This window comes from Aromatoleum petrolei, from assembly GCF_017894385.1.
GTDB lineage: Bacteria > Pseudomonadota > Gammaproteobacteria > Burkholderiales > Rhodocyclaceae > Aromatoleum > Aromatoleum petrolei.
The window spans coordinates 5,153,573-5,180,366 of the sequence record NZ_CP059560.1 but is presented as its reverse complement, the minus strand read 5'-3'; the positions used below and the strand labels follow the sequence as shown (position 1 = coordinate 5,180,366).

16 protein-coding genes are annotated in these 26,794 nt (G+C 61.7%); 4 read left to right on the top strand and 12 right to left on the bottom strand.

The genetic code is table 11. The features are described from left to right. Window positions 1-38: 38 nt before the first annotated feature. Both tnpC and ToN1_RS23640 read left to right on the top strand, forming a co-directional pair. Window positions 39-1,559 carry an IS66 family transposase gene (gene tnpC / locus ToN1_RS23645; RefSeq protein WP_169205616.1) on the top strand — a complete coding sequence of 507 codons (1,521 nt, stop codon included), beginning with the start codon at window positions 39-41 and terminating at the stop codon, window positions 1,557-1,559. Further along, the gene (locus ToN1_RS23640) at window positions 1,511-1,816 is read left to right on the top strand and encodes a hypothetical protein (protein ID WP_169205617.1); all 306 of its coding nucleotides are present in this window, start codon (window positions 1,511-1,513) and stop codon (window positions 1,814-1,816) included. Before tnpC ends, ToN1_RS23640 begins: the two co-directional genes overlap by 49 nt. Before the next feature lie 706 nt (window positions 1,817-2,522). Here the strand turns inward: ToN1_RS23640 and ToN1_RS23635 are convergent. From ToN1_RS23635 to ToN1_RS23615, 5 genes are all read right to left on the bottom strand, one after another. Next, window positions 2,523-2,993, bottom strand: coding sequence for a hypothetical protein (locus tag ToN1_RS23635; RefSeq protein WP_169205618.1), 471 nt, complete (start codon window positions 2,991-2,993; stop codon window positions 2,523-2,525). Between the two features lie 298 nt (window positions 2,994-3,291). Next, entirely contained in the window at window positions 3,292-5,220 is a 1,929-nt protein-coding gene (locus ToN1_RS23630) for a di-heme-cytochrome C peroxidase (RefSeq protein ID WP_169205619.1), read from the bottom strand. Between the two features lie 310 nt (window positions 5,221-5,530). Continuing rightward, window positions 5,531-6,103, bottom strand: a complete 573-nt coding sequence (locus ToN1_RS23625; protein ID WP_169205620.1) for a DUF1353 domain-containing protein — start codon at window positions 6,101-6,103, stop codon at window positions 5,531-5,533. 281 nt (window positions 6,104-6,384) lie between these two features. After that, a complete protein-coding gene (locus ToN1_RS23620; RefSeq protein WP_169205621.1) occupies window positions 6,385-7,326 on the bottom strand; it encodes a hypothetical protein in 942 nt (313 codons plus the stop codon). A gap of 11 nt (window positions 7,327-7,337) precedes the next feature. Further along, window positions 7,338-8,786: an alkaline phosphatase D family protein gene (locus tag ToN1_RS23615; RefSeq protein ID WP_169205622.1), complete on the bottom strand. Its 1,449-nt coding sequence runs from the start codon at window positions 8,784-8,786 to the stop codon at window positions 7,338-7,340. Window positions 8,787-9,405: 619 nt separating this feature from the next. Between ToN1_RS23615 and ToN1_RS23610 the strand changes: the two genes are divergently transcribed. Continuing rightward, the gene (locus ToN1_RS23610) at window positions 9,406-9,777 is read left to right on the top strand and encodes an integration host factor subunit alpha (protein ID WP_018990567.1); all 372 of its coding nucleotides are present in this window, start codon (window positions 9,406-9,408) and stop codon (window positions 9,775-9,777) included. 278 nt (window positions 9,778-10,055) lie between these two features. Here the strand turns inward: ToN1_RS23610 and ToN1_RS23605 are convergent, their stop codons facing one another. The 7 genes from ToN1_RS23605 to ToN1_RS23575 form a co-directional block, all read right to left on the bottom strand. After that, window positions 10,056-12,389: an EAL domain-containing protein gene (locus ToN1_RS23605; protein WP_210147919.1), complete on the bottom strand. Its 2,334-nt coding sequence runs from the start codon at window positions 12,387-12,389 to the stop codon at window positions 10,056-10,058. Further along, window positions 12,386-12,769 (bottom strand): response regulator, encoded by a 384-nt coding sequence (locus tag ToN1_RS23600; protein WP_169205623.1) that lies wholly within the window; start codon window positions 12,767-12,769, stop codon window positions 12,386-12,388. The genes ToN1_RS23605 and ToN1_RS23600 overlap by 4 nt, the downstream gene beginning before the upstream one ends. Further along, window positions 12,766-13,161: a response regulator gene (locus tag ToN1_RS23595; RefSeq protein ID WP_169205624.1), complete on the bottom strand. Its 396-nt coding sequence runs from the start codon at window positions 13,159-13,161 to the stop codon at window positions 12,766-12,768. Before ToN1_RS23595 ends, ToN1_RS23600 begins: the two co-directional genes overlap by 4 nt. Then, entirely contained in the window at window positions 13,162-16,473 is a 3,312-nt protein-coding gene (locus ToN1_RS23590; protein ID WP_169205625.1) for a response regulator, read from the bottom strand. A 376-nt stretch (window positions 16,474-16,849) separates the two neighbouring features. After that, window positions 16,850-18,073, bottom strand: a complete 1,224-nt coding sequence (locus tag ToN1_RS23585; protein WP_244860874.1) for an EAL domain-containing response regulator — start codon at window positions 18,071-18,073, stop codon at window positions 16,850-16,852. Next, window positions 18,070-23,250 carry a PAS domain S-box protein gene (locus ToN1_RS23580; protein ID WP_169205626.1) on the bottom strand — a complete coding sequence of 1,727 codons (5,181 nt, stop codon included), beginning with the start codon at window positions 23,248-23,250 and terminating at the stop codon, window positions 18,070-18,072. The genes ToN1_RS23585 and ToN1_RS23580 overlap by 4 nt, the downstream gene beginning before the upstream one ends. A 293-nt stretch (window positions 23,251-23,543) precedes the next feature. After that, window positions 23,544-24,905, bottom strand: coding sequence for a sensor domain-containing protein (locus tag ToN1_RS23575; protein ID WP_244860873.1), 1,362 nt, complete (start codon window positions 24,903-24,905; stop codon window positions 23,544-23,546). Window positions 24,906-25,912: 1,007 nt separating this feature from the next. On the opposite strand from ToN1_RS23575, the gene ToN1_RS23570 reads away from it, so the two are divergent. Continuing rightward, on the top strand, window positions 25,913-26,530 hold the full coding sequence (locus ToN1_RS23570) for a response regulator transcription factor (protein WP_169205627.1): 618 nt from the start codon (window positions 25,913-25,915) through the stop codon (window positions 26,528-26,530). The last annotated feature ends 264 nt before the right edge of the window (window positions 26,531-26,794 follow it).

Sequence of the window (26,794 nt, the reverse complement as noted above, 5' to 3'; positions counted from 1 at the left end):
GGCTGTTCACACGGGGCCGACTCGCGTAGACTCGCCTCATGGACTCGACCTCGCCCCTGCCCGATGATGCCACGCTGCTCAAGGCGATGGTCGCGGCCCAGCAGGTCGAGATCGAGCGACTGAACTTCATCATCGCGAAGCTGCGCCGGGCGCAATTCGGCCGCCGCTCCGAGCAGCTCGACGAGACGATCGGCCAACTGGAACTCTCGCTCGAGGAGTTCGAGGCGGTGCGCGCCGAGCGCGCCGTCGCCGTTTCCCCGAGCATTCCCGGCACCGAATCCGAACGCGCCGCGCGCGAGCCGTTGCCGGCGCACCTGCCGCGCGAGCCGCTCGAACATGCGCCGCAGGCGAGCTGCTGCCCGGACTGCGGCGGCGCGTTGAAGCGGCTCGGCGAAGACGTGAGCGAAATGCTCGAGTACGTGCCCGACTCCTTCCGGGTGATCCGCCACGTGCGCCCGAAGCTTGCCTGCGCCCGCTGTGACGCGATCGTCCAGGCGCCGGCACCGAGCCGCCCGATTGCCCGCGGGCGGGCCGGTGCGGGACTGCTCGCCCATGTCCTCACCGCCAAGTACTGCGACCACCTGCCGCTCTACCGCCAGAGCGACATCTACGCCCGGGCGGGCGTCACGCTCGAACGCTCGACGCTCGCCGACTGGGTCGGCCAGTGCAGCGCGCTGCTGCGCCCGCTCGTCGAGGCGCTTAACCGGTACGTGCTCGCAGCCGCCAAGGTCCACGCCGACGACACACCGGTGCCCGTGCTGGCGCCGGGAGAAGGCAAGACCCGCACCGGGCGGCTGTGGACCTACGTTCGGGACGATCGCCCGGCCGGCGACCGCGCGGCGCCCGCCGTATGGTTCGCCTACTCGCCGAATCGGCGCGGCGAACATCCCCAGGCGCACCTCAAGGCATACCGAGGCATCCTGCAAGCCGACGCCTTCGCCGGCTACGAGCCGCTGTATGCCGACGGAGACATCGTCGAGGCCGCCTGCTGGGCGCATGCCCGGCGCAAGTTCTACGAGCTCGCGAAGGCGCAGGCCTCGCCGATCGCCACCGAGGCGCTCACGCGCATCGGCGCGCTCTACGAGATCGAGGCCGCCATCCGCGGGCAGCCGCCCGACGTGCGACGCGAGGTGCGCCAGGCGCGCGCCGTGCCGCTGCTCGACGAGCTCCAGCACTGGCTCGGCGAGACGCTCACCAAGATCTCGAAGCGTTCGGCGCTGGCCGAGGCGATTCGCTATGCGCTCACGCGTTGGCCGGCGCTCACCCGCTACGCCGCCGACGGGCGTATCGAGATCGACAACAACGCCGCCGAGCGGGCGCTGCGCACCGTGGCGATCGGCCGCAAGAACTACCTCTTTGCCGGCTCGGACGCCGGGGGCGAGCGCGCGGCCGCGATCTACAGCCTGATCGGCACGGCCAAGCTCAACGATCTGGATCCGGAGGCCTACCTGCGCCACGTGCTCGCGCGCATCGCCGAGCACCCGGTCAACCGCATCGAGGAGTTGCTGCCATGGAACGTCGAACTCGCCCCGGTCGAAGCAAACCAGGAAGCCGCGTAGCGCCAGGCCCGGCGGACGATCCGCTGGCCGGCCTCCCCAACGTCACCTCCCTGATCGAGACCGAAGGGCAAATCACCCTCGGGCAGTTGTACCCCGTCGGCTGCGTCGCCATCGCCAACGACGACCACAACTGCTTGGCTATCCTCCAGCGCCGCGACGGCGAAACCCTCTACGAGCTCCTGATCCGGCTTGATGCCGCCATCAGCCGCGCATTGCGCGACGGAGAGTTCACCGACGAGATCAACGCATCGGACTGACGCCTGCGCAAGACGGTCGGCACCGGACGCTTACCGTGAGTGGTCATCACAGGTATGTCCAAAATCTGGACTTGATCGGGTTCGGCCTCCAATGAGCTCAACCTGTGCAAGATTTGCACGAGTTGGATGGGCGATGACGTCTGTCAGCCCTGCGCCCTCTGCATTCAATTGAGGCTTGATATTATCCCCCAAGCGTCGAAAATCCCCACCACTCCCACTACAAGACCACCTTATCCTCGGCCCAGAACGCAATGTCTTCGAAGCTGTTCACATCGCACAGCACAGACGGCGATCGCCAGGAACTCCCGCAGCTCATGGCGATGCGTATAGCCCGCCCGGCGTGGGTCTTCAATTTGGGCAAGACAATTCATCAAGTGTATCGGCGCCGGTGTTTCCATTCTCGTAGCCCAAAAGAGAGTGGAAGCCTTTTGAGAAAGGCTCACAAGATGCCTGCGCAAGTGCTTGAGTATGAATGCCTTTCAATGACGAATAATGCGATGTGGGTTAGTCTGGCATATCGATGACAATTGAATGCTTTAGCACTGACTGCCACTCGAACTGTCAAAAGTCGTCCGGCAGGTATCAAAGAGGCGCAGTTACCCGGCACTGCGTTCTATGGACAGCAACTCGACCAGATGAAAATCTTCATTGCCTCCTCCTCGACCAACCGCTCCGAAATGGGCTCTGGAGGCAGCCAGTTGCCGAATCACTGGTCTGGCCTCACTTTCGTTGGTACAGCCTTGTTGTCGTCAGCCGTCGAGATGCCAGGCAAACCGTGCTCCCTACTGCGAACACCAGACAATTCTCCGCGAAATTTGTCCAAACGCGATCCACGCTCCATTGGTTCGACCGTTTCTAAAATGAGGAGATGATCAAGCAGCGTTCGATATGAATTTTCCATCTCGATATGAAATCTCCACCTCGGCCCAAAACCGAGCGTTCGATCCAGCGCTACCAAGAACATACTTAGGACGGCTAGAGATTTCATAAACCAGAACAAAAACCCGCCTTCCGCACCCGGCAATGTGGACAAAAGAGCGGTGCATAGGAGAACGACGCCAGTAGTATAATTATACAACGTTCCATCCAATCCACGCAGCTTGGAGTGCTGTGCAATTTGGAATCTGATCTCCTCTCGGTATTCCAATAGCACACTGCGAAACTGCTCTTCAGTCATGAATGCTCCCTATTGCCCGTGCCGCCAACGACTAAGTTCAGAGGCGGATTGAACCCGAGTCGCCTCCGACGATACGTGAGGCAGGATTCGCCGATTGCTATGCATAGGAAGCGGCGATTCCAATAAATGTCGGCAGAAAACACTCCAGACAAACGCGCTCGTATTTGCGGGCAGCGACGACGGCCAGAGTCGCGGTTCAGTTACTTCTCGCTTGTTCAAATTCTAGATAATCTGTCCGCCCCATTTTGTGTTGACTTTTAATCGAGCCACTTTGCGGAGCAATTTCAGGGGCGAGCCTCTAGGGAGCGATTCTATTGCCGTCTCGATGACCGCCCACGGCCTTCATATATTCCACCAACGCCCAACGGTCCTCATCGGAAAACTGCCTATTGCCATAATCGTGTCCGGCGTTCGAGTTTCCAGGAATTTCGGCACCAAAGCCATCGAAGGCCCGAAACTGAAATATATTTTTTTCAATTGCCTGCGGTGTGCGGTGTGGATCACCCGAGAACTCATTAACATAGCCGACCTTTTCTGGATCAAACTCTCTGGTGCCCAGCGAGAAATACCTCGGCCGGGACTCTGGTGGCAGCAGCAGGTCATAGAGTGTTGGCACTGAACCATTATGCAAAAATGGGGGAGTCGCCCAGATACCAGTAAGTGGTCGGGCCTTGTATGCCAGCAGTGCATTTTTTTCTGTCATGCAGCGCTGTAGGCGTGCAACTTTTCCAGTTTCCAGTTTCATGCTTGCTATGTTGGACAACACTTGAACGACGTCTCCGCCACTACGAATTTCGGAAGAGATATCTTGATCCGACGAAGCCTCAAGTAAAAATGGATGGCTGGCCTTTAATGCTGCCCGCACACTTCCCAGCAGTTCTGTCCTTTTATAGTAGATGGATCCGACAACGGTCGCACTTAGCAAATCAGCTAAAGGCGCTTTTTCTTCAAATGGCGAACTGGAGAAAATTATGAACCTCCTCGGTGTTCCCCTCAGGATGCCTGAGTAGGCCTGATACGTGTATGCGTTGCACGCCATCCAAGGGTCGGTGCCAATGGCTCCTTCTCCACTCAGTTTGGTCATTTCCACATTTACCGACGTTGTTAGATCGTCGTTGCCGATAACACTATGGCAGCTGACACAGCCTCCAGAAGGGGCAAGGAAAAGAGCTTTTCCGCGCTCCCATCGTTCCACATCAATGGTTGGGAATGCGTCGGGCCAACTTGGTGGCTTGAGTTGTGCTAGCTGCCCTTCCAAGCGCATTAAATTCTTGAGCCGAGCGCTAGTTACATATCCATTGACTGCCGGACCAAAGCGAAATAGCTTCAGATCAGCAAATACGCCGGTTACTTCACCGACATTGCGCCCAAGCGCTCCGATCGCAATGTTTTCAAAAGTGGTGTTAGCCGCGATACCGTTCCATTGGACTTTATCTTGTTGATGGGTGTTCCACAGAAATGGATAACTTACCGGGGCATCAGCTGGATTATTCAGCTGCGTTCTCGCACGTAGACTCAGTAAGATTTTGTTGTATATGTGCCCGAAGGCGTCGAGTCGTCCAAAACCGTATTCGATGGCAGCTTTGTTCGCCGTCTCTTCTTCAAGCTGCCATTTGATCAATCGATCCATGGCATTTTTTAGCAAACTCAGGTTCTCTTTGCTCCTTTCGCCAATTCCTAGGACGGACTGGGCAAATCTATCGAACTTCGCACTGTCGTTTCTTGTCTCAATGAGTGACCTATTTAGCGCAGAGATAAAGCTTTGGAAGTCGGCAAGAGTTGGGCCGCCATTAATTCGAAAACGCCTTCCTTGGTATGTCAGCTCCGCGGTGTGGCAAGCTGCACAATTCAGACCAACCCAGGGCTCACGATCGGCTTGCCCTGCCTTCCAACGCAATCTAGTTCTATCAGAGAAATGCCGATCGCTTTGAGTATCGATCGCAAATCCAATTGGCAACTGATTCATTGCTGCCGGCTCAGGCCATAGGTATCGAAATTCCTCAATATATCCGCGCGTTAGGAATGGATCGGAGGAGCCCGGTTGTTCGAGGGCACGGAGCCAATCGAGCGGCAATAAGCGTGAGCCTTGCGAAAGCGTGTACCAAACCGCCCTTTGTTCCGGAGACCAGCCTTGGTCAAGGTAAGCGACTGACCGCTCCTCGGCCCCCGCCGAAGATATCGAGAAGGCGGCAAGGGTAATCAAGGCGCGTCGAACTACTGAAACCATTGGTGCCTCCTTTATTACTCGACGTCTTCGATGTTTAATTGTGACGTAACCGGCCTATTTCGGTGTATTCCGATTTCAATCAGCACTTGCGATGGCTCGTCTAAATGCTCCCGAGATCGAAGGAGACTTTGCCGACCCAGTCGTCGGCGTCACCTCACAATCTGGAGCAAGAACCACTGACCTGTTGGCCAAACTGCGGACTCGAATGCGTCAAATGTTTTTTTACATCATGCCCTGTGACTAAGCTACAGAAAATTGATCCGGAGCAGAGTGCAAGGCAAACAAACCGACTCGCAACATTGGGAATGTGTTACTTAAATTGTATTCTCATGATCAGTTCGCCAGGCAAGACCGTCTCTGGAACTGCAAAAAGGTCGATTGGCGGAGGCTTGCAGGAGCCGTCCTCCCATAACCTCTTTGCGATAGGGGAGCCAACCGCCGCAATTACTGAGTCGAACACAAAGTAGTTTCGATACTCCGGGCTTTCCTCCATCAGCGCCTTTAAACTCTCACCCATTACTGCAGTCGAATCAGCGAAGGTGTATCGACTGTCCGACGCGTAACCACAGTGGTGCGCTTCAAAGATCCAATCGTGGATGATGTAAGCAGGCGCATAGCCCCACGGTGAGTAACCTTCGATTCCCCACAAAAATCGCGGAATCGAACCTCCATCGGTGTACATCGGTCCTGGACGGATCACGCTTCCATCCCTACGGGTAAAGAGGAACGGGTCGTCTTCATTCGGGGTGAATAGAAAGTAGTCGCTGCGTATCCATCTTACGTCGATCGCCCCCGAGAATCGGCCTGCTTCGGTGCCGCGGTATAATTTTGAAGCGCAACCAGACGCAATGAGAATCAGAATAGCGGTAAGAAGGAGTCGCATTCCCATCTCTACATTAAGAACGTCCAATTTTTTAATGGAAGGTCACAGTTTTTTGCTTCTTCACATCAAATCTAGTTCGTCACATGGACTCGAGACTTAGGGCGCCTATTGCTTAGCCGCCTTCAATCGAGGGCGTGACTCACTTTATCGCGCCCCAAAGGCTGAATGCCATCGCGCAGGCTGGCTACAAGGTGCTCTCGGTCACCCCCTGCCTCGTGGTGACGCCCTTGACCTTGCCGTACAGCCTTCAACCGCTTGGTGCGTCCCTCACACTGTGCCCCTCAGCCAGAAGTGTTCCCAACAATGTGCTCCAAACTAAACTCAAGGAGTACCTCCGGCGGCGCCATCAAACAGTAGGGATCCCGCACGCAGTACCATAACTGAATAGACCGCTGGGAAAGTGCTTTCGTCTTCTCCTCCCAGTAGACAGCACGGCCAGGCAACCGGCGTGCGAGCGACCAAAAGTGTTCGGGTGTGGATGTCCCCTGAATTGCGGTGGGAGCAAGATCGATGTTGGCTGCGTTGTACGCCATTTGCACGTAGGCAGACGAGGAGATCGGATTCCCCTGGGTCAGCGGGTTGGGCACCTCCGCCGTGTTGGTTAGATGCTGGAACCACATCCCCGCCAAGGCGAGGAGGTCGTACTGAAGGCGCGCGGCGTCCGGTTGAAGGGCGGCTCGGCGAATAGCCTCCCGCTCGGCCTGCGTCATTGCAATGGAAATCACTGCAATATTAGGAACACTGCATTCAGCCAACCAATGGAATTCGGCTCGCGCGTAGTCCGAGACTCGCCTTGGCGCTACGCCATCTTTGTATATCCAATCGTTCAGCGACTTAGGTGGATGTATCGCGCACTCCAGGAGCCACGGACTGTCCTCCCCGCGCAAGCGATCCTCGTCGGGTGAAAGGTTCCCGTGGAACAGAAATGCGTGGCTCCAGTACGAAGGTCCCCGGTCGAAGCGAACAATCTCCTGACTCCGACGGAGTCCATAACCGAACAGACCGTACCGCCCGATCAGGCCGATGGCCATAGACCCGTCTCTTGCGTGTTCCAACTTGTTCTTGGGACGTTTCTTGATCGCCTGAAGGTCTAATGCGACCCTCGCGAGGAAGCTCGCGTTGTCCTTCTCCGCAAACTCCTTCGTCATGTCGATCGCCGCATAACCGTTCTTGGACTGCCCGTCGTCCAGCCGCTGGGGTACAAAAAATTGTCTACTTGTCATAGCCAGGTTCCCTAAGCTATCTCGAACTCCACCTTCATCTTTCGGCGGAACAAGTCTCCCCAGCCGGGATAAACGTCGGCCAAGGAGATTGCTCCGTTCTCGTCAAACTGCCACCACTGGACGGTGCATTTCAGGCCGCCACGGGCGCCAGCGGCGAACGTAAGGACCGCGAAATTCTGGGCCGCGTTGCTGTCTGCTAATCGAACCGCGGTGGCAACACGTGTATTCCCGAGCTTTGTTTGGGTTCGCACTCGCCCCAATGAGGCCGTCGGGTCGTATAGGGCAATGCGAGAGATCGCCGATGATACGACCTCGTAGTGAGGGACCGCCCCGGCTATGCTTGCAATCTCCTGAGCTCTGCTCCAGTGAATGTCACCCGTGAGCAACGTCAGCTGATGTTTGCTGGCCTGGATCGCATGCCATAGGTCGAAGAACTGATTCTTGAAGTACGCGAGGTCTGTCTCAGACTTGCTGGGTTCGCCAAGCAATGGCTGTGAAGTAACGAGGAATCCTGGGCCGTTGCGTTGTTCAATCCAGTCGATTGCCCGACGAAGCCACGCCGCCTTGGTGAACCCTCCCTCAGGAGACTCTGCTCGTTCAGTTCGAGTATCGAGAAAGAAGGCGCTGAACCCGCGTGTGAACTGAGGGGTGGTCGCCGGGTTCGGGAACTCAAAACATTTCAAGTCATCTGGGTCGAGTAATGCGACAGGATTCGCCAGTAGGTGATCGGGGTCCGCATTGAGGGCAGCCTGATAGACGAGGAATCCCCAGTGCATTTCATCAATGACTTCCCGAGCAGGAATCTTGAAGATTGAGGAGGCAAACTTCGCCAGGCGGATCTTCTTCGGGTAGTTGTTCCAAAATTCATGGTCGTCGGCCATGCAGATGTTAGGTCCGGAACTCAACCAAGCGAGAAATTTTGGGTCACGCCACTGGCGTGCGTAGTCGTCCCACGGATTCTTCATATTAAAGACCGGCAAGCCGACACCGCTGAGATCGAGGTAGATCTGGTCGCCGCTAAGGATCTTCAGATGAGGCGGCGGGTTTGGCGGCATGAATCGCTTGGGCAGAGGCATAGCGCCCGTCATTCGATTGTTCTGCCGGTAAAAGCAGCTTGCCAGGACGATTTCAAGGGTATCCGGAGTTTCGGGTAGGGTCCTAGAGCGTGCAATGTTGCTCGTCTGGCCCGCGCAAGTCACTCGTAGCTGGTGCGCTGTGCCCGGCTTCTGTCCCGCATGCGATGTAATCAGCAGAAAACTTCGATCGGCAGGAGAGCCGGAGGGGCTCCCTCCCAGGCCGGTCAACGGAATCAACCGGACGGAACCAGCCTCCACTGTGATCGGGCTACCATCGAGCTCGAACGAAAACTGATCCAGACTGCTCGTCGGCCCTTGAAACCACCACAAAAGACCATTAAATCCAGGCCTTCCTGGCACTGTGATGACTGAGCTGTTAGCCATAAGAAGAAGCTCCGGGCAGCACAACTTCTACGCAAACTCGCTAATGCCCCTCGCGGCATCATATGCCTAATAGGAAGAGCACGGCCGACATCATCATTGCGTCGCTGAATCCACCGAAAAACGTTGACATTACTGCGCGAAGGCCGAAACGCCCTTTCCTCTCGCACGGCTTACGCCCCTGCCCGCCCGATTTGACTATGCGAGATGGGCGGCAATGTCTTCTAGCATTGTGTCGGTATAGCACCGGATTGCAGGACAGCAAGCGACGTTTTTGGGTGGCGAAGGCCAAATGCACAAGTTCGTGAGCGCGATTCGCGTACGGTGCATCGATGGGACTTTCTGGGCCGTTGTATCTATCGGACGGCACTGCTCGCATCAACGCCGTTCCTTGTCTTAAGCGTTGTGCTGATGGACCCGCTTTCCGAAAGTCATAGTGGGCGACATCGATGGTCCGGGGCCGGTCGGATCGTGCGATCGCTCGCGGCTGGCCTGCTCCCGCCGGCCGGTTCAGTCCGAGCGCCGTCCGACCTACCCGATGGCAGAGGTAGGTTCCCGGTCGAGCGCCTATGGCAGAATTCGGGCATCTCACTCACAACACGCGTACAAGGGCAGAACCGCCATGACCTTGACCAGGGTCGACCTGATACAACGCATCATCGACACCATCGGCCTCAACAAACGCGAGGCGAGCGAACTGACCGATGCTTTTTTCGAGGAGATCAGCGCGGCGCTTGAAAAGGGCGAGGACGTCAAACTGTCCGGCTTCGGCGGTTTCCAGTTACGCGACAAGTCCTCGCGCCCGGGGCGCAATCCCAAGACCGGCGAAACGGCCGTGATCACCGCACGCCGCGTGGTGGTGTTTCACGCCAGCAACACGTTCAAGAAGAACATTGAGGCACGGATGCCCGCGTCTGACAAATCATCGCGCGGCCTTCCCCGCCCTGTCGGCATGTTGGACGCCGTCGAGCGCGAAGCCGACGAATTTGCCTGACTTCGAGCCGACAAGCCTGCCTAGGCCCGGCAAGGCCCCGATTCACCCTGTCGGGCACATCCTTGATTACGTCACCAGCGAGTACGCACTGCCCTGTACGTACGTCCATCGCCTAAATAGCACAGTCGACAACAAGGGTGTTGTCGGCTTCGTGCGGGCAATGAAATCTACATTCGTCGTGGTAGAGGGCGCAAAGCGGAGTCCCATGTCACGTGCGGTGCGCACATCCGGCGACACTTGACAGGCAAGGGCGCCCGACACGCGCCCCTTTCCCGTCTTTAGTGGCGACCGTGTGCGGTGGCCGATCGCGCCGGCGACGGAATCGAGGCGGCGAGCACGGTCGCCAGTCTCTCCGTCAGCACACGATTCTGCTGCGCCAGCTCGAATATCCCGAAAGCCTCGTCGATGATTGAGCGTATTCCCTCATCCTCCCAAGGCTTGGTCAGAAACTTGTAGATTGCCCCGTGGTTCACCGCTTCGATCACCGCGCCGAGTTCCGTATAGCCTGACAGCACGATGCGCACGGTGTCCGGATGCAGGGCCTTCACGCGGCGCAGAAATTCGGTGCCCGACATGCTGGGCATGCGCTGGTCGGACACCACCACGCCGACAGGGTGCCGGGCGAGCAACTCGAAGGCTTCGTGCGGGCTGGTAGCGGTGAACACCTGCACACGCTTGCGGTGGAACACTCGACGCAGCGCGTTTAGCACGTTGGGCTCGTCGTCGACCACCAGCAGGATGCGTTTGCCTTCCGTCGCGGCGTCGCCCGACGCCATGCGGCACCCGTCACGCAACAGATTGACGAAAGCGTCGCCGGGAAGCGGCGGACTGAACAGGTAGCCCTGCATGGCTTCGCAGCCGAGGCCGCGCAGGTACCCGAGTTGCCCCTCCGTCTCGACTCCTTCAGCGATCGCCGTCATGCCGAGGCTATGCGTCATACCGACGACCGCGCGGGCGATCGCGCTGCTGTTGGGATTGCTGGTCAGATCGGTGACGAAGGAGCGGTCGATCTTGATGCGATCCACGGGCAGCCGCTGCAGATAACTCAATGACGAGTAGCCGGTGCCGAAATCGTCGAGCGCGGTACCGATGCCGTCACTGCGTAACTCACGCAGGCAGCGAATCACGCTGTCGGCATCCTGCAGGACAATGCTTTCGGTCAGTTCAAGCTCGAGCAGCCGCGGATCGAGGCCGCTGCGGTCGATCGCGTGGCGCGCCACGGCACCGACGTCGCCGTCGCGGAACTGGCGCGCGGAGAGGTTCACGCCGACCCGCAAAGGCGCTCCGCCGAATTCCTGCCAGTCGCGGCAGCTGCGGCAGGCCTCGTCGAGCACCCATTCGCCGACTGCGCCGATGAGCCCATTGCTCTCCAGCACTGGAATGAACTCCAGCGGCGACACCAGTCCGACGCCGGGCCGATTCCAACGCAGCAGGGCCTCGGCGCCGATGACCTCACCGCTAGCGAGGTCCACCTGCGGCTGGTAGTGCAGCAGGAACTCGCCGCGGTCGAGCGCCCGGCGCAGGGCTGCATCGAGATCGAATCGCCGCAGCGAGCTGTTCGCCATTTCACCGGCATAGAAACAGTAGCTGGCATCGGCCGTACCGCGCCGACGCCCCGCCGCCACCACGGCCTGGCGCAGCGTCTCCTCGGTCGCCCCGTCACCCGCATGGAGCGCGATGCCGACAAAAGGGGCGGCATACAGATCCTGCCCCTCGATGCGCAGGGCCGGTGCGAGCAGTTCGCCAATCCCCAACGCTACCCTCGCGGCCATGTCACGGGTCTCCTCGTCTGCGGGCAGCCCCGGAACCCACAGCGCGAAGGCGTTCTCGGCAATGCGCGCGACGCCGGCCTGCGGAAGGCCCGCCTCGAGCCGACGCGCGGCCTCGCGCGCGATGAGCACGGCTCCGCCTGGACCGAAGAGGCGCGCAGCATCGTGGAACACGCCCAACTCGACCACGAGGATGGCGAGGCGCTCGCCGCGCGTCGTCGCCTCGCGCAGCCGCCGCTCGCACAAAGCACGATTGGGCAGGCCGGTATGGGCATCGTAATAGGCGAGGAACTCGATGCGTGACTGATCGGCGACGCGCGCCTGCTCGCGATGCAGTGCGGCGAGCGCGTAAGACACATCCGCCGCGACTTCGTCGAGCAGGCGACGGTCAGCCTCGGTGAACCCCTGCGGCTGCTGCGTGGCGATGCCAAACGCTCCGACCAGTTCCGTACCGTTGTGCAGCGGCAGCGCTATGCTTGCGCGCAGGCCGGCGTCGCGGGCCAATGCACGCCAGCCCACCGCGGATGCGTTGGCGGCAAGATCATCGAGGCGGCAGGGCTGTCCCGCACGCAGCGGACATTCATCGCCGCAAGCCGCGCACTGCGGCGAAGGCACGCTAACTCCGGCGCGCGCATTGATCCGTGGCCGGTTTTCGCCCGGCTCAAACAGCCCGATCCAGGCAGCAGCGAATCCCCCTTTCTCGACCGAAATGCGGCATGCCTCCGTGAACAGCGACTGGACGTCGTCGCTGCGCACGATCGCCCGGTTCACCGCACTAAGCATCGCATACAAGCGGTTGAGATGCTCAAGCTCCCGCAGCGCAGACGAATCGTCGGCCATCATCGTTTCTCCAGGAGGCGCCCGAGGCAGGCACGCAGAGTCCAGCGTTCGACCGGTTTCCCAAGCACGTCGACCACGCCGGCGGCGGCCAGGCGCGCGCGCGAGCCCGCATCGTCGATCGCCGTCACGGCGACGATCGGGATGGTCTGTGTCGCCGCATCGGCGCGCAGTCGGCGCACCACTTCGAAACCGTCCATTTCCGGCATCATCAGGTCGAGCAGGATGACCGCGGGCGGTTCGGCGCCGACCGCTGCCAGCGACTCGCGCCCCGAGCCCACGCTGACGACCCGGTAGCCCTCGCCGGCCAGCATGGCTTCGAGCACGCGCCGGTTGCGCGGATCGTCATCGACGATCAGCAGATACGGGGTGTTGGGTGTGTTCATGATCTGCCCACGGGGTTGTTCTCATTGTTGTTCTCCAGCGCGCGCGCGACCTCGCCCAGCAACTGCTGATAACGGATGGGCTTGGCGATATAACCGTCGCAACCGGCCGCGCGGATACGCTCGGCATCGCCCCGCATCGCGAAGGCGGTGAGCGCGATAACTGGAATGGCGCGCGTCGACGGGTCGTCTTTGAGCTGGCGTGTGGCGGTGAGACCATCCATCCCGGGCAGCTGTACGTCCATCAGCACGAGCGCCGGCTGGCGCTCTCGCACCAGCACCAGCGCCTCGTCGGCGCTCGTCGCGCACAATACGTCGTGCCCGCCCTGCGCCAGCACGAAGGCAGCGAGCTTCATGTTTGCCGGGTTGTCTTCGACGAGCAGGATGGTTGCCATCTAGATCTCCGGATGCCGCTGCAGCGCGCGCCGGACCTCCCCGACGAAGCGTCCGTGGTTGAAATGGGCCTTGCCCACGATCCTCTCAACATGGCCGTTGAGCGCTGCGCGATCTTCCACTGTCAGTTCCTTGGCGGTCAATACCATGATCGGGATCGTCGCGGTAGCGGAGTGCGACTTCAGGCTTTCGACCACCTCAAAACCACTCATCTCCGGCATCAGCAAGTCGAGAATGATCAGCGCGGGATGCTCGCGCTGGGCCCCCTCGACCGCTTCAGCGCCGCTGTAGGCGCGGCTCACCGCAAATCGCGCCTGTTCAAGGTGGCTGGCGACGATTTCGACCGCATGCGGATCGTCGTCCACCACCAACACCCGCCGCGGCCGCCCCCCATCTTCGACGAAGCCCAGTCGTCCCAGTGCGTCGAGCAGTTCTTCACGACCGACCGGCTTCTGCAGCACGTCAGCGGCGCCCAGCGACAGGCCGCGCCGCGTGTCGGCGACCACCGAGATGATCACGACCGGCGTGGCGGCGCGCGCAGGATTACCCTTAAGGCGTGCGAGCAGTTCCCACCCATCGACGCCGGGCAGAAGGATATCGAGGATGATCAGATCAAACTTCGTCTGGGCAAGCAGCTTCTCGGCGATCTCGCCCGTCTCGGCCTGCACGGCCTCGAGACCTTCGTCCTCGAGTTGACTGCGGATCAGCCCGAAGGCCGCGGGATCGTCCTCGACCACCAGCACGCGCGACCCCGACGGCGGCGCGGCCACCACCCGCTCCATGGCCTTCGTTTCCAAAGGCAGAGCGGTCTCACGCACCGGTAGCCAGACGAAGAAAGTGCTGCCCTCGCCGGGGACGCTATCGACCGCCACGGCGCCGCCATGCAGCTCGATCAGCTTGGCCACCATCGCCAATCCGAGGCCGGTGCCGGCGTAGCGCCGCGACAAGTCGCTGTCGACCTGGGTGAAGGGCTGGAAGAGCTTGCCGAGGTCGGTGCCGGCGATGCCGATGCCCGTGTCGCGCACGGCGATCTCGACGAAGCGGCTGAAGGCGCCTTCCGCGACCCCGCGCGCACGCCCCGGCCGGTCCGCGAGGGCGGCCTGTACGTCTGCGGTTCCGCATAGTCGGGCGCTAACGCAGACTCGACCGCCGTCGGGCGTGAATTTCACGGCGTTGGAGAGCAGGTTGTAGAGAATCTGTTTGAGCTTGCGTGGATCGGCGACCAACTCGGCGGGACTGTCGCCCAACTCCAGCTCGAGGGCCTGCCGATGCGCGTTGGCCTGTTCCTTGACCACGGAGAGGCTGTTGCGCAGCACTTCGCCCAAGAGCACCGTTTCGAGCTCGAGATCCATCCGCCCCGCCTCGATTTTGGATAGATCCAGGACGTCGTTGATGAGCGCCAGCAAGTGCCGCCCGCTGCCGAAGATCTCCTCGCAAAACTCGAGCTGCCGCGGCGCGAGCTCGCCGGCCATACCGTCCTTGAGAATTTCCGAGAAGCCGATGATCGCATTGAGTGGCGTGCGGAGTTCATGCGACATCGTGGCAAGAAATTCAGACTTCAGGCGATTGGCCTCTTCAAGCTGGGCGTTCTTGGCGCCGATCTCCTCACCCCGCGCGCGCAACTGGGTCGCCAGCAGTCGCACGTCTTCGTACTGGCGCAGGTTGTGCAGCGCGACTGCGAGCTGGGCGCAGAGTCGCCCGATGAAGGTCCGGTCCCGATCGTTCGGCACGCGCGACGCGAGCAGAACCATGAGGCCCAGACGGCTTTCCTGATAAACCACTGGAGCGATCACGACGGCCGCCGGCACGAGGTCGACAATCCCCGCCTCAAGTGCGAACCCTTCCATCGTGGAGGGAGACTCGACGACGACCACCTCTCCGCGCCGCGCCGCCTCGCCGAGCAGGCCCTCGCCGGCGGTAAAGCGGCGGGCGAGCCGGGCGGAGACGCCATACCCCGCCTCGAAGGCGTAGTCGCCGTGCCATTCGTCAAATGCGTACACGGCACCGGCGGGGTAGGCAAAACGCTCGGCGAGCAGCGCCAGCACCGCTGCGAGCAACGCTGGACGGTCATGCAACGTGTTCATCAGGCGCAAGGCCTCGCCGTGCCCGACGTCGTAGTTCGCCCCCTGCACGAGCTCCCGGTTGGCCTCCTCCAGCGCGGCAGTGCGCTCGGTGACGCGGCGTTCGAGATCGCGGTTGAGCGCGGCGAGTTCTTCCTGGCCGCGCCGGGTTGCCGCAAGCGCGTCCTGCAGCGCTGCGGTCGAATCATCGAAGGCGTGAGCGAGCTGTCCGAGCTCGTCGGGCGAATGCGCCAAGCCACTGCGCGCCGCAAGGTCGCCGGTGCGCAGCCGGCCGGCCATGGTGGTGAGGCTCTGCACCGGGTGCACGATCATACGCCGGCTGCTCGCCGCCGCCGCAGCGAGGGCGAGGACAACAATCAGCGCAAGCCATCCCATCCGCTGGGCGAGCCGCACCCACGCATCGGCCACCAGATCCTCCCGGTCGATGCCGACAATGGCGTAGAAAACCGGCTCCTGCCGTGACCGCACCGGTGCGAAGGCATGTAGCCGGAAATTGCCGTCGAGGCCCTTAAGGTCGGCGAGACCCTCGCCGCGCGCAAGCACCTCGCGGATCAGCGGCGCCTCGGGAAGTTGGCGGCCTACCCAGCGCTCGCCATCCTCGCCGCTGCGGGAGACCACCGTGCCCGTGCGATCAATCAGCGTCAGGCGCGCATTAGCTGGCAGACGGGTGTCGGTAACAAACTCGGCAAAGGCCGCGGTGCTCATCGGCGCGATGAGCACCGCAGTGACCGCGACGCCATCGCCCGTCAGCGGATAAGCGAGATTGATCGATGGACGCCCGGTCGCGCGTCCGATCTGGAACTCGCCGACGGCAAACTCGCGCGTCTCGAGGGCGCGCTGGAAATACGGGCGGCCGGCTGCGGTAATCGCACTCGCAAGGGGTCGCGACCCGCACCGTACCGGTCCTTCGGGCGCCGCGACGCTGAGCGCGAGAAACTCCGGAAGCACCGAGTGAGCCCGCGCAAGCAACGCCGCGCACTGCTCGAAGGGCAAGTTGCCGAGCTCACCTGCCTGGGCCAGCGTGAGGAGGGACTGGCGCAACCCACCCAGGTGCTCCTCGATGCGTAGCGCCGTATTGGACGCAATGCGTTGGGCGGTGGTGCGCGCGCGCGCCTCGGCCTCACGGAAGTCGTTCCAGCTCCAGTAGGTGAGCAGCAGCAGTAGCGGCGACAGCGTGAGCGCAACCACCACCTGCAGGCGGTTGGCCAGACCGATGGGAAGACGAGCAGTCACGGACTAATTCCTCTCCGGCTGGAAGGGCAGCGTTGTTGGGACACCGAAGAAAAAAATGGGCCAAGCGATACGTGCCACCTGTCCCGGCATCACGGAAATTCCGAGTCTTATTGTTTTTAATTAGCGCTTTATAGTCATGTTATGCCCATTTTGGGCTGCGACGGACCGCAGTAAAGCGATTCGCGTGACAAATTCCGCGCACCGGAGGGTGCGCGGGAACACCGCTCCGAACAGTGCGCCTGCACAAAACGGCTGGCGTGGCAAATAGCGCTGCAACCCTTGATGCCGATCGATCAGGTCTCTAACTCATCGAGCAGCCATTTTCTCACCGCATCTGCGACGCCGTCGGTGGCGCCCGCGATCCGTGTGTTCGCACTCATTGCGGCCTCCCCAGCAAGACGGGACGGCGTAGCTCCCACGCCGCGATCCATGCGGACAAGTCGTCCGCCGGCATCGGCTTGGCGATGAACCAGCCCTGTGCGACATCAACTCCCCTGGCGCGCAGGAAGTCCCAGTCCTCGAGGTCTTCAACGCCTTCGGCCACCGTCGTCATCCCGAGCTGCTGCGCCATGCTCAGACTTGCCTCGAGGATCGCCCGAGCCGACGCGTCGTTTGGGGCTCCACGGACGAAGTCGCGATCGATCTTCAGTTCGGTAAACGGGATATCGCGTAACTGCACGAGCGACGAGTGGCCAGTGCCGAAGTCGTCGATCGACAGGCCGAACCGTTTGAGGCGCAGCCGCGTCAGGATATCCAGCGACTCCAGCCGATTCTTCATCAGCCGGCTTTCGGTCACCTCCAGCGTGAGATAACTTGGGGCGATGCCCGCCTCGGCCACCCGCTGCTCCACGAGTTCGGGAAATTCGAGGCGTGTGAGGTTGTCCATGGAAACGTTGACGGCCAACGGCAGGGACAGCTCCGCCGCTTGCCAACGGCGGGCCTGTTTCAGCGCGCTGTCCAACACCGTCTGCGTCAGGGCATCGATGAGGCCACATTCTTCCGCCAGGTCGATGAACTGATCGGGAAAGACCAGGCCATCTTCGGGGTGGTCCCAGCGTACCAAGGTTTCGACCCCCGTGATGGCTCCGGAGGCAAACGCCACTTTTGGCTGATAGTGGTTGATCAATTGCCCACCCGCGATGGCGAGTCGCAACTCCTCGGCGCTATAGCGTTTGCGGTGCGCGCGGGGCTTTGGCGTGGGGCGGTCGGACATGTGGGCGAGAAGCTGCTGCAACTGGATCGGCGAAACGGGTTTCTGCAGTCCGCCGAGCACATCCAGCCTGTGCGCCCGGGCGAGCCGTTCCGCCGTTTGGAGAATTCGCGCATCTTCGCCGCTGACCAATACCAGGCACCCTGTGAAACCGATCCGCACGAGTTGCCGGACGAACTCGACGCCGTCCATTTCCGGCATCTGCAGGTCGCAAAAGATCAGATCGACGGCGACTCCGCGCTGGTCGAGGACGACCAGCGCGTCGCGCGCCCGCTCGCAGGACGTCACCTCCCCCGCACCGAGTCGGGACAACTGGTGCGCGAGCAGCCTGAGCATGATGGGGTCGTCATCGATCAGCAGTATGTTCATCATCGCCTCCTGATTGTTCATGACGTGTTCTGTTCAATGAGTACCGCGATCTCGGCCAGTACTGTGCCGAGGATGAGATCAAACTGGGCGATCCGGTGTGCGATGGCCTCCCGATCTTCGGCACGCCCCGCATTCTCGAGTTCCGCACAGAGATCCCCCAGCGCTGCGGCGCCGACCGCGCGCGAGGACGCTTTGAGACGGTGCGCAAGCGCGCCGACGGTACGGATGTCCCCGTCGGCAAATGCGGCTTGCAACTCCGCCGCCTGTTGCCTGGCGACGACCAGATAGTCCCCAAGAATGGCGCACACGGTTTCCTTGTCGTCGCCAACGAGCGCCCGCAGAACCGCGACGTCCACAACAGGCGTCGGGGATGCTGCCCGGGTGGATGCGGTCAGGGGGGGCGCCGCATGCGAGGCTCTGGGCACCGGCAGCCATTTCTCCAACGCGGCGCGAAGCACATGGATCTGGATCGGCTTGGTCAAATATTCGTCCATTCCCATCGCGTGGGCCCGATTCGCCTCGCCGCGCAACGCGTTGGCTGTGAGGGCGAGAATGGGTATGCGTCGCCGCCCGGCCTCTTCCCGACGAATCGCTTCCGCGAGCGCGTAGCCATCCATTTCGGGCATGTGAAGATCGGTCAGCACGAGCGCGTAATGCCCGTTGCGCCACATCCGCAGCGCCTCGATGCCCGTGGAGGCGACCTCGGCGGCAAAACCGAGTAGCGCGAGCTGTTGCAGGACGACCTTCTGGTTGATCTCGTCGTCTTCCGCCACCAGAATCAGCCGACCGAGAGCGCGGGCCTCAGCGACGGATGGCGGCGGCGCCTCGTCGTCCTCCTGGACGCCACTGCCACTGTCGTGGACGATTTCGGGCGACGCACGGCCCGCCGCCACGGCCACCGCGTGCAGGAGGGCCTGGCGCCTCAAGGCATCGCCGTCCAGGATGACCCGATCCGGTCCCGCCACCCGGGCGCGCCGTCGGCGCCCGTGCGTGATGTACAACCTGTGCGCATTCGGGATGTCCTTCAGGACATCGCTAGTCTGCTCGCGTCGGTGGTCGGCATACGCGATCACGACCGCCGGTCCCGCCACCCGGGCGGCCTGCTCCGCCGCGGCGCGCTCATCGCTCGCCACGAATACGCGGGCGCCGGCGTGTTCGAGGTAGGCACGCAAGTCGCTCGCATTCAGGTCTGCATTTTCGATCAGGATGCAGTCGATCGCTTTGAGGTCCGGGAGTGCGCGCGCAGGTTGTTCGCCGGCGATTTCGAAGGGGAGCGTGACGGTGAAGCGGGAACCAGCCCCAGGCAAACTCTCGACCACGATTTCGCCGTCCATCAGGTCCACCAGTCGGCGGCAAATCGCAAGGCCGAGGCCGGTACCACCAAAACGGCGAGTGGTCGAAGCTTCCGCCTGGCTGAAGGGGGCGAACAGGCTGCCGAGGGTCTCCGGTGCTATGCCGATGCCGTTGTCGGCGATGCGGATGGCGAGGCGGAACGGCATCTGCTCCGCGACCTCGACGCGAACCGACACGCGGCCACGCACGTCGGGACGGCCGGCGGAGAACTTGATCGCGTTGCCGACAAGGTTGTACAGCACCTGGCGCAGGCGTACGTCGTCCGAGAGCACCCGCTCCGGAACATCGGGCGAGATGAACAGGGCGAGTTCGACGCCTCGACGGGCCGCCACGGGAACCAGAGAATTGCACAACCCTTCGACCAGATCCGCGATCGACAGCGGTGCCCGTTCGATCTCCAGCCTGCCCGCCTCGATCTTGGAGAAATCCAGAATGTCGTCGATGATCCCGAGCAAGGCGGAGGCGGACTCTCGGATCGTCCGGATGAGATCGGACTGGTGTTCCGACAGGCGGCTGTTGGCGAGCACGTCGACCATGCCGATCACCCCGTTCATCGGCGTGCGGATCTCATGGCTCATCGTGGCAAGGAACGCCGATTTTGCCCGGCTTGCCTGCTCGGCATCGGTCCGCGCTGCGCTCAGTTCGGCAATCAATGCCTTGCGCTCGCGGATGTCGCGGAGTGTGCCGATGAAGAAATGCTCGCCACGCAGTGCGTATTCGGCGATCGACAGTTCGAGCGGAATGAGGCGTCCATCCTTGTGCAGCCCTTCGACCTCGCGGCCGATGCCGATGATATGCGCTTCGCCGGTCTGCCGATAACGGTCAAGGTAGCGGTCATGCTGGCTGCGATGGGGTTCGGGAATGAGGCAGGATACGTTCTGCCCAACGACCTCCTCGGGCCGGTAACCGAAAATGGTCTCCACCGCAGGATTGACGCCGACCACTTTGCCCCGCGAGTCGATGCGGACGACGCATTCGAGGAGGTGGTCAACCACCGCTCGGATCTCCTCCTCCTTGGCATTCAGGGCGTCCAGCGCGGCAGTACGCTCAACGACGCGTCGTTCGAGTGCCCGATTCATGTGCGACAGGCGTTGTGCTGCATCATGCTGCTCGGTCACATCACGCGCCGTCGCATAGATCAAACCGTCAGGCTGGGGCAACGCCTTCCATTCGAGCCAGCGCCAAGCGCCATCCTTCGTACGGTAGCGGTTCTCGAAGTTCTGCAATGCGTCCCCGGCGGCCAACCGTTCCATTACCTGCGCGGTTGCTGGCACATCGTCAGGATGCACCAAGGCCATGAACGGACGGGCAAGGATCTCGTCCTCGCTCCACCCCAACACCCCGCTAAAGGCGGGATTGATCCGTTTGAAATAGCCATCCATGCCCGCAATGCACAGGAGATCGAGCGAGAGCGCAAAGAAGCGATCACGCTGCTCCTCGGCCTGCCGGCGCGCCGTGATGTCCTGAAAGAGCACGAGCGCGCCCACGCGTCCCTGGTGTTCGTAGGGAACTGCCGTGACTTCTCCATAGAACCAAGAACCGTCGAGGCGAATCAATTTCTCCTCGATCGAAGAGGCTAACTGCCACTCGGCGTTGAGGCGTCGAATGCGCTCGGCTGCAATACCCCGATCCTCTGGATGGATGAAGTCCAACACCTCCCGCCCAATGAACTGCTCCTCCGATCGCCCCCCCAGCATCGCAATGGCCTTGGGGTTAAGAAACTTGAATCGCCCATCGCACTGCAAGAACACGCCGAATGGCGACAGTTCGATAAACTGGCGGTAGCGCGCTTCGCTAGCCGCGAGCGCCACTTCGGCTCGACGCTCATCGGTCACGTCGCGGAACACCAGCACGACGCCCTGCACCACCCCTGCTGCATCGACGATCGGCGCGGCGCTGTCGGCAATCGTATGTTCACGGCCATCGCGGGCAATGAGGACGGTATGGTTGGCCAAGCCATGGATCTCCCCGGTCCGGAGGACCTCGTCGATCGGGACTTCGGTCTGACGGCGCGTTTCCTCATTGATGATCCGGAACACCTCCTGGACGGGATGCCCAATCGCTTGATCCAGCGACCAACCCGTGAGCCGCTCGGCGATCGGATTCAGGCGTGTGATGCGCCCGTTCGCATCTGTGGCCATCACAGCGTCCCCGATCGAGTGCAGCGTGATGTCCAAGTCCTTTTCGCTTTGCTGAAGCGCCACTTCGGCGGCCTGCCGTGCGCGGAGTTCCTGCTCGAGTTCTGCCGTCCGCTCGGCAACCAGCGCCTCGACGGCCGCCTTGCGCCCCGCTGTGCCAAGCCCGACAAGGGTAATCAGAAACGCGGCTACCACCGAGAAGCCGAGGAAGGCGCGCGACCCCAGGCTGGCTCCGGGATTCCAAAGCCCGGTCACGTGCTGAAGTTCCAGGCGCCAGAGCCTTCCGCCGAATTGCACATCCCGATTCCAGTTCGGGGCGACATCGACCGCAAGCGTGCCGGCGAGGACACGGGCTTCGTCTCCGGGCGTAACGTCAGAAACCCGGAAGCCAAGGCCGCGTTCCTGCGCCGCACTTGCGAGCGGGCCAAACAAAGCCTCGAGTTCGAACGACCCCATGACGAATCCGCGCAACGCCGCTCGCCGTGCGGCGACGGACGTGCGATCCGTCGCTGCGTCCTGCCGATAGACCGGAATGAATACGGGCACGCCGATCCGTCCGTTCTGCACGAGCGGAAGGACTTCGGTCGCGACCGGCTGCCCAGTGTCCCGAGCGCGCTCCATCGCCATACGTCGGGCAGCCTGTGAGGCGAAATCGAATCCGCGGGCGGCCCGATTGCGCTCCAGCGGTTCGATGAAGAGTCCGGGAAAATAGACGCTGCGCGCGGCGGCATCCGAAAACCCGCCGTCGGGCGCCCGCTCGGTGATCCGGAAATCGCCCAGTCTCGCACCTCGCAACGCGGCCTCAAAAGCCGGCCGCTCCGCTGCCTCCACGCGGGGTAGCCATGCGAGAGCCAGCAGACCCGGCCGACTCATCACATGAGTGGCGAATACGGAAAACTCGCGCGGGGTGACCTCGCCCATGGCAGCGAAGAGACGCTCGACGTCGATCAGGGCGTCGATCGCCGAGGGCAGCGGCAGAAAGCCGAGTTGATGCGCTTCAGTCTTCAGCCGCTCGGTGGCGCGTTGCGCCTTCGTTTGCTCCAGACGGGCGAGTCCGACATTTCCCGCCGCGATCAGCGCAACGGTCATGACGATAGGTAGCGCGGTCGCGCTCCGATCGCGCGCCCAAGGATGATGCGCACGCGGCCACACCAAAAGGGCGAGCGGCATGCACAGCAAGACGCCGACGACATCGCCAGCCCACCAGACCATCCACTGGTTCAGGATCTCCGCGTCGCCCAAGCGGCCGAAACCGCGCAGCGTCAAGACCCCGATCGTCGCCGATGCCACGCATGCGAGCGGACCCGCTCGAAACAAAAGCCGCCACAGCTCGCCATGGCGGGGATGGGGACTCGTTTCCTCGACGAAGCGCCGGGTCAGCCAGAATCCCAGAAGCGCCTGAATTGTTGCCCCTGAGGCGGTGATTGCCGCCACTGCGCCTCCCGTTGCGGACCGATCCAGCCACAGGTCAAGGAGAAACGCACCGACCCAGACACCCGGCCAGCACCGTACGCCGAGGACGAGAACAGCCGCAAGCGCCAGCCCGGCGGCGGGCCACGCCGGCGCGGCATAGCCAGGCGAAAGCGCGAGGAGTCTTCCCGCCAGCCCCCCCGCGACATACATCGCCCCGGCGAGAGCGATGTTCAGCAGCACATTGCTGCGCGGACCGGACCGGGCACTCCAGACTAATCCAGAAACGATGTCCATGCGTCAGCCCCTTCGCCACCTGACACCTTGACTCGAGCAGGGAGCGTCGTGCGGGGAATCGGAACGCCCGACACCGCCTCACGCTCACGTGCGCCGCCCTCGTCATGCAGCAATGCTCCGCGCGTCCGTCCCATGCTGCGCTCGAACAGTATTGCACGAACGCATACGCGAATATCCTTAACTATTATAGGTATTTAGGGCGTTTGGCGATCGTCGGTCCGACGTTGCGGGACCCGAATGCAGCGGCGCTACCGTTGGGCGGGCGAGCGAGCGCAAAACTGTATGCGGCGTCCTCACCGATCGGCCGGACTGGAACCCCCGATGGGATTGGGCGGCGCGGGATACGTCAGTACCGCGCCGGTATTGCGTTTATCGGAGTACATGGCCTCATCGGCGTGTTTCAGAAGTTGTTCAAGCTCTTGGCCGTGCTCGGGATACAACGCAACTCCAATACTCAGCTGTATCCGCAGTGACTGACCGCCGATATCGAGCGGCGGCAGCATCGCGTCACGAATCTTGACTACGACAAGCTGAGCGTCACCCTGCGTCGCGACGCCTTCGAGCAGTACCACGAATTCGTCTCCTCCAAGTCTTGCAACGGTATCTGCCCCACGTACGCAAAGTTGCAGTCGGCGTGCGATGTCCTTAAGCAACAGGTCTCCGGTCGCGTGTCCGAGCGCATCGTTGACCTGCTTGAAGTCATCGACGTCGATGTACAGAACCGCCATGGAGCCCCGGCTGCGGACACATCGGGCGACGGCGGAGTTGATACGGTCCTTGAACAGGCGCCGGTTGGGCAAGCCGGTCAGTTCGTCGTATCGGGCCGCGCGCAGCAGTTCATCTTTCATCTGCGCGCGGTCGATCGCGATCGCAACCTGCTCCGAGACGAAATGGAGCAGGCCCCTGTCCTCGTCCGAGTGATGTGTTTCCGGATCGCTTTTCAGCACCAGGACCCCAATCGTTTCGTGCTGCGCGATGAGCGGAATTGCCAGCCAGCCGGTGCGGTCGTGACGAGAGAGGGCTTCGCCCGATCGCGCGCGCAGCATCGTATCCGGCAGCCGCATCGGACGACCGCCACATATCACTTGAGCACAAAACTGGCACGCCAGCGGTTCGTCGAGGACCGGCAAGCTCCCATCCCGATCCATCTGGTAGGAAAAACTCAGCTCCTTTGTGCGCCGGTCGCAGGTGGCGATAGCCAGGCCCGCCACCGGCACAAGCCGCGCGACGATCTGGTGAATTTGACGCAGGAGACCATCGAGGTCGGTCGCGTTGTGTGCGGCTTCGGAAATCGCGTAAGTGGCATGCTGAATAGCCTCCGTGCGCTTCAAATGGGTGACGTCGCGCGCAACGCCGATCCGCAACTGGTCCTCTGCAGACCAACAGGCGGACCACATGACGTTCACGTAACGGCCGTCTTTACGGAGGTAGCGATTCTCGAAGCCGACTCGAGGGCACCCCGCCATCACATGCCGGGCCTCCTCCTGCGTTCTTGCCCGGTCGTCCGGTGCAAGGTAATCGAACAACAGCTGCCCGATGAGCTCCTCAGGCGCGTACCCGAACATGCGCTGACACGCGGCATTCACGTACACGATGCGCCCGCGCGGGTCGACGAGGAAGGTCGTGTCGAGCATCAGATCCACGAAGTCGCGCAAGCTGCCCTCCTGCGTACATGTGCCCCCGCTGCCAGGCCACTGCCGATTCGCAGCAGGGGCGCGCGCCCATACGATCCGCTCGGTCGCCCCGCCCGTGTGGCATATGTCGCCGGCTTCCGATCACCATAAATGAAATACGGGTTCCGAGCGTCTCTCGAGGATATTCAGTTTAGGGCGACGCGGTCCCTTCGAACAGATCCGCTCTCTGTAACTTGAAGCCGACCGTGCAGCGCATACCCTGTTTCGCAACACGCATCACGCAGAGACCGACACCAGCCGCCCGGGAACGTATCCGTTCACCGAGTCCGCGCCGAGAGGCGCGCTTCCGATCGCATACTCCCGAATGACTTCGCCCCGCTCAAGATCCACAAGTCGTACGAAGATCTTCCGGGATTCCGCCGAAACGACGAATTCCAGTGCTTTGGCGTGGGCCTGCGGCAGTTCATTCGTGACGCTAACGCGCTCATGCAAGCCAGGCTCGAGCGTTGAGCCCGGGACCGCGGCGGATCGATCGTGTTGCACCCGCATTGCGTTGGCCGTCTTCCGATGCGTCGTTGCATCGTCGAGCTCGCCACGAAGGAGGTCCGAAGACGCCCCGCGCCGATTGGATGCGCCTTCCAACATAGCGATGCTGATCGCGCTCGTCGCTGATAGTCTCCCTAACATTTTTGTCCCCCCTGCCCCCGTTGCGATCCTCGCTTACTTCCGAGGTACGCGACAGCAGCCGTTGCTGCGTCAAACCAACTGCACCTTGAACACGCTGAACTCCGTTATGGGATCGGCGTCGACCGGCCCACATAGTCATGAGGCCATAGGTGCGTACGCCGGGATCAGAATACGAAAAGGAGGCCAGCGGGAATATTCGCAGAGACGCGTGAGCGTCTACGCAGATCTACCTAGAAAGTAGGCAGCAGTGACGGTAGAGTGACGATTCTTCTCATATCACTTGCCTGAGCGAAGTACCGTTTCGCGGGTTGGTGCGCAGGCGACGAACGCAGGGGGCATTGATGAGTGGTGACCAGTCGGTCGTGATCGTTGATGACGACGATTTTTTTCGAAAGGCACTCGAACGCATCTTCCACTCCGCCGGCTTTCGCGTCGAGAGCTTCGCTAGCGCGGAAGCGTTTCTCGCTGCCTACATTCCGAAGGAAGAGGCTTGCATCATCCTTGACCTGCGGATGCCGAGAATTGGGGGGCTCGAACTCCTCGATCGCCTGAATGAGCGCGGCATTGACGTTCCGGTCATCATCTACACGGGCAATGCAGACGTTCCGGTCACCGTCCAGGCGATGCAGGCGGGGGCCTTCGCCGTCGTCGAGAAACCGCTCAGCAGCGAGCTGTTGATCGCACGCGTACGAGCGGCGATTGCCGAAACCCGAGCCGGGCGGACTCGGCGGATTCAGGTCGCGGCGGCGCGTGCCAAACTTAAATTATTGACTGAACGGGAGGTCGAGGTGGCACGACATCTGACCGAAGGCCGGTCATCTCCGGAAATGGCCGACATCCTCGGGATCAGTTCACGGACGGTCGATGCGCACCGGGCCAACTTGTTGCGCAAGCTGGAAATCAAATCCATCGCCGCACTGACGCGCCTCTTCGTTCTGGCCGAACTCGGCGACTCGTAATACCCAATAATGACATGAAGGACATGTCTTGCTCATTGTTCGACAAGGTCAGGCGCCGACCGGGAGTCTTGCGCCCGGCAAAAGTAACTCTGAGCCCTCGACGGGTTCCGAGGTAACGGTCGATGAGCGCGAAAGAGACGCCCAGATGGGTGAACTGCGGCCGATCTGGCGAAATAACGTCCGAGCCGACCATCACCAATCAGGGCATGCCCCTCGCCCGATTGACACGTACGAAGGTGGTCCCGGCGTCCCGGTCCTCCACGC

What these genes read in the sequence shown, in the direction of transcription:
- ToN1_RS23625 (WP_169205620.1), bottom strand. Translation starts at nt 6,103, where the DNA reads ATGCGACTCCTTCTTACCGCTATTCTGATTCTCATTGCGTCTGGTTGC.
- ToN1_RS23585 (WP_244860874.1), bottom strand. Translation starts at nt 18,073, where the DNA reads ATGAACAATCAGGAGGCGATGATGAACATACTGCTGATCGATGACGAC.
- ToN1_RS23630 (WP_169205619.1), bottom strand. Translation starts at nt 5,220, where the DNA reads ATGGTTTCAGTAGTTCGACGCGCCTTGATTACCCTTGCCGCCTTCTCG.
- ToN1_RS23620 (WP_169205621.1), bottom strand. Translation starts at nt 7,326, where the DNA reads ATGACAAGTAGACAATTTTTTGTACCCCAGCGGCTGGACGACGGGCAG.
- tnpC (WP_169205616.1), top strand. Translation starts at nt 39, where the DNA reads ATGGACTCGACCTCGCCCCTGCCCGATGATGCCACGCTGCTCAAGGCG.
- ToN1_RS23605 (WP_210147919.1), bottom strand. Translation starts at nt 12,389, where the DNA reads ATGATGGCCGACGATTCGTCTGCGCTGCGGGAGCTTGAGCATCTCAAC.
- ToN1_RS23610 (WP_018990567.1), top strand. Translation starts at nt 9,406, where the DNA reads ATGACCTTGACCAGGGTCGACCTGATACAACGCATCATCGACACCATC.
- ToN1_RS23615 (WP_169205622.1), bottom strand. Translation starts at nt 8,786, where the DNA reads ATGGCTAACAGCTCAGTCATCACAGTGCCAGGAAGGCCTGGATTTAAT.
- ToN1_RS23635 (WP_169205618.1), bottom strand. Translation starts at nt 2,993, where the DNA reads ATGACTGAAGAGCAGTTTCGCAGTGTGCTATTGGAATACCGAGAGGAG.
- ToN1_RS23570 (WP_169205627.1), top strand. Translation starts at nt 25,913, where the DNA reads ATGAGTGGTGACCAGTCGGTCGTGATCGTTGATGACGACGATTTTTTT.
- ToN1_RS23600 (WP_169205623.1), bottom strand. Translation starts at nt 12,769, where the DNA reads ATGAACACACCCAACACCCCGTATCTGCTGATCGTCGATGACGATCCG.
- ToN1_RS23580 (WP_169205626.1), bottom strand. Translation starts at nt 23,250, where the DNA reads ATGGACATCGTTTCTGGATTAGTCTGGAGTGCCCGGTCCGGTCCGCGC.
- ToN1_RS23640 (WP_169205617.1), top strand. Translation starts at nt 1,511, where the DNA reads ATGGAACGTCGAACTCGCCCCGGTCGAAGCAAACCAGGAAGCCGCGTA.
- ToN1_RS23595 (WP_169205624.1), bottom strand. Translation starts at nt 13,161, where the DNA reads ATGGCAACCATCCTGCTCGTCGAAGACAACCCGGCAAACATGAAGCTC.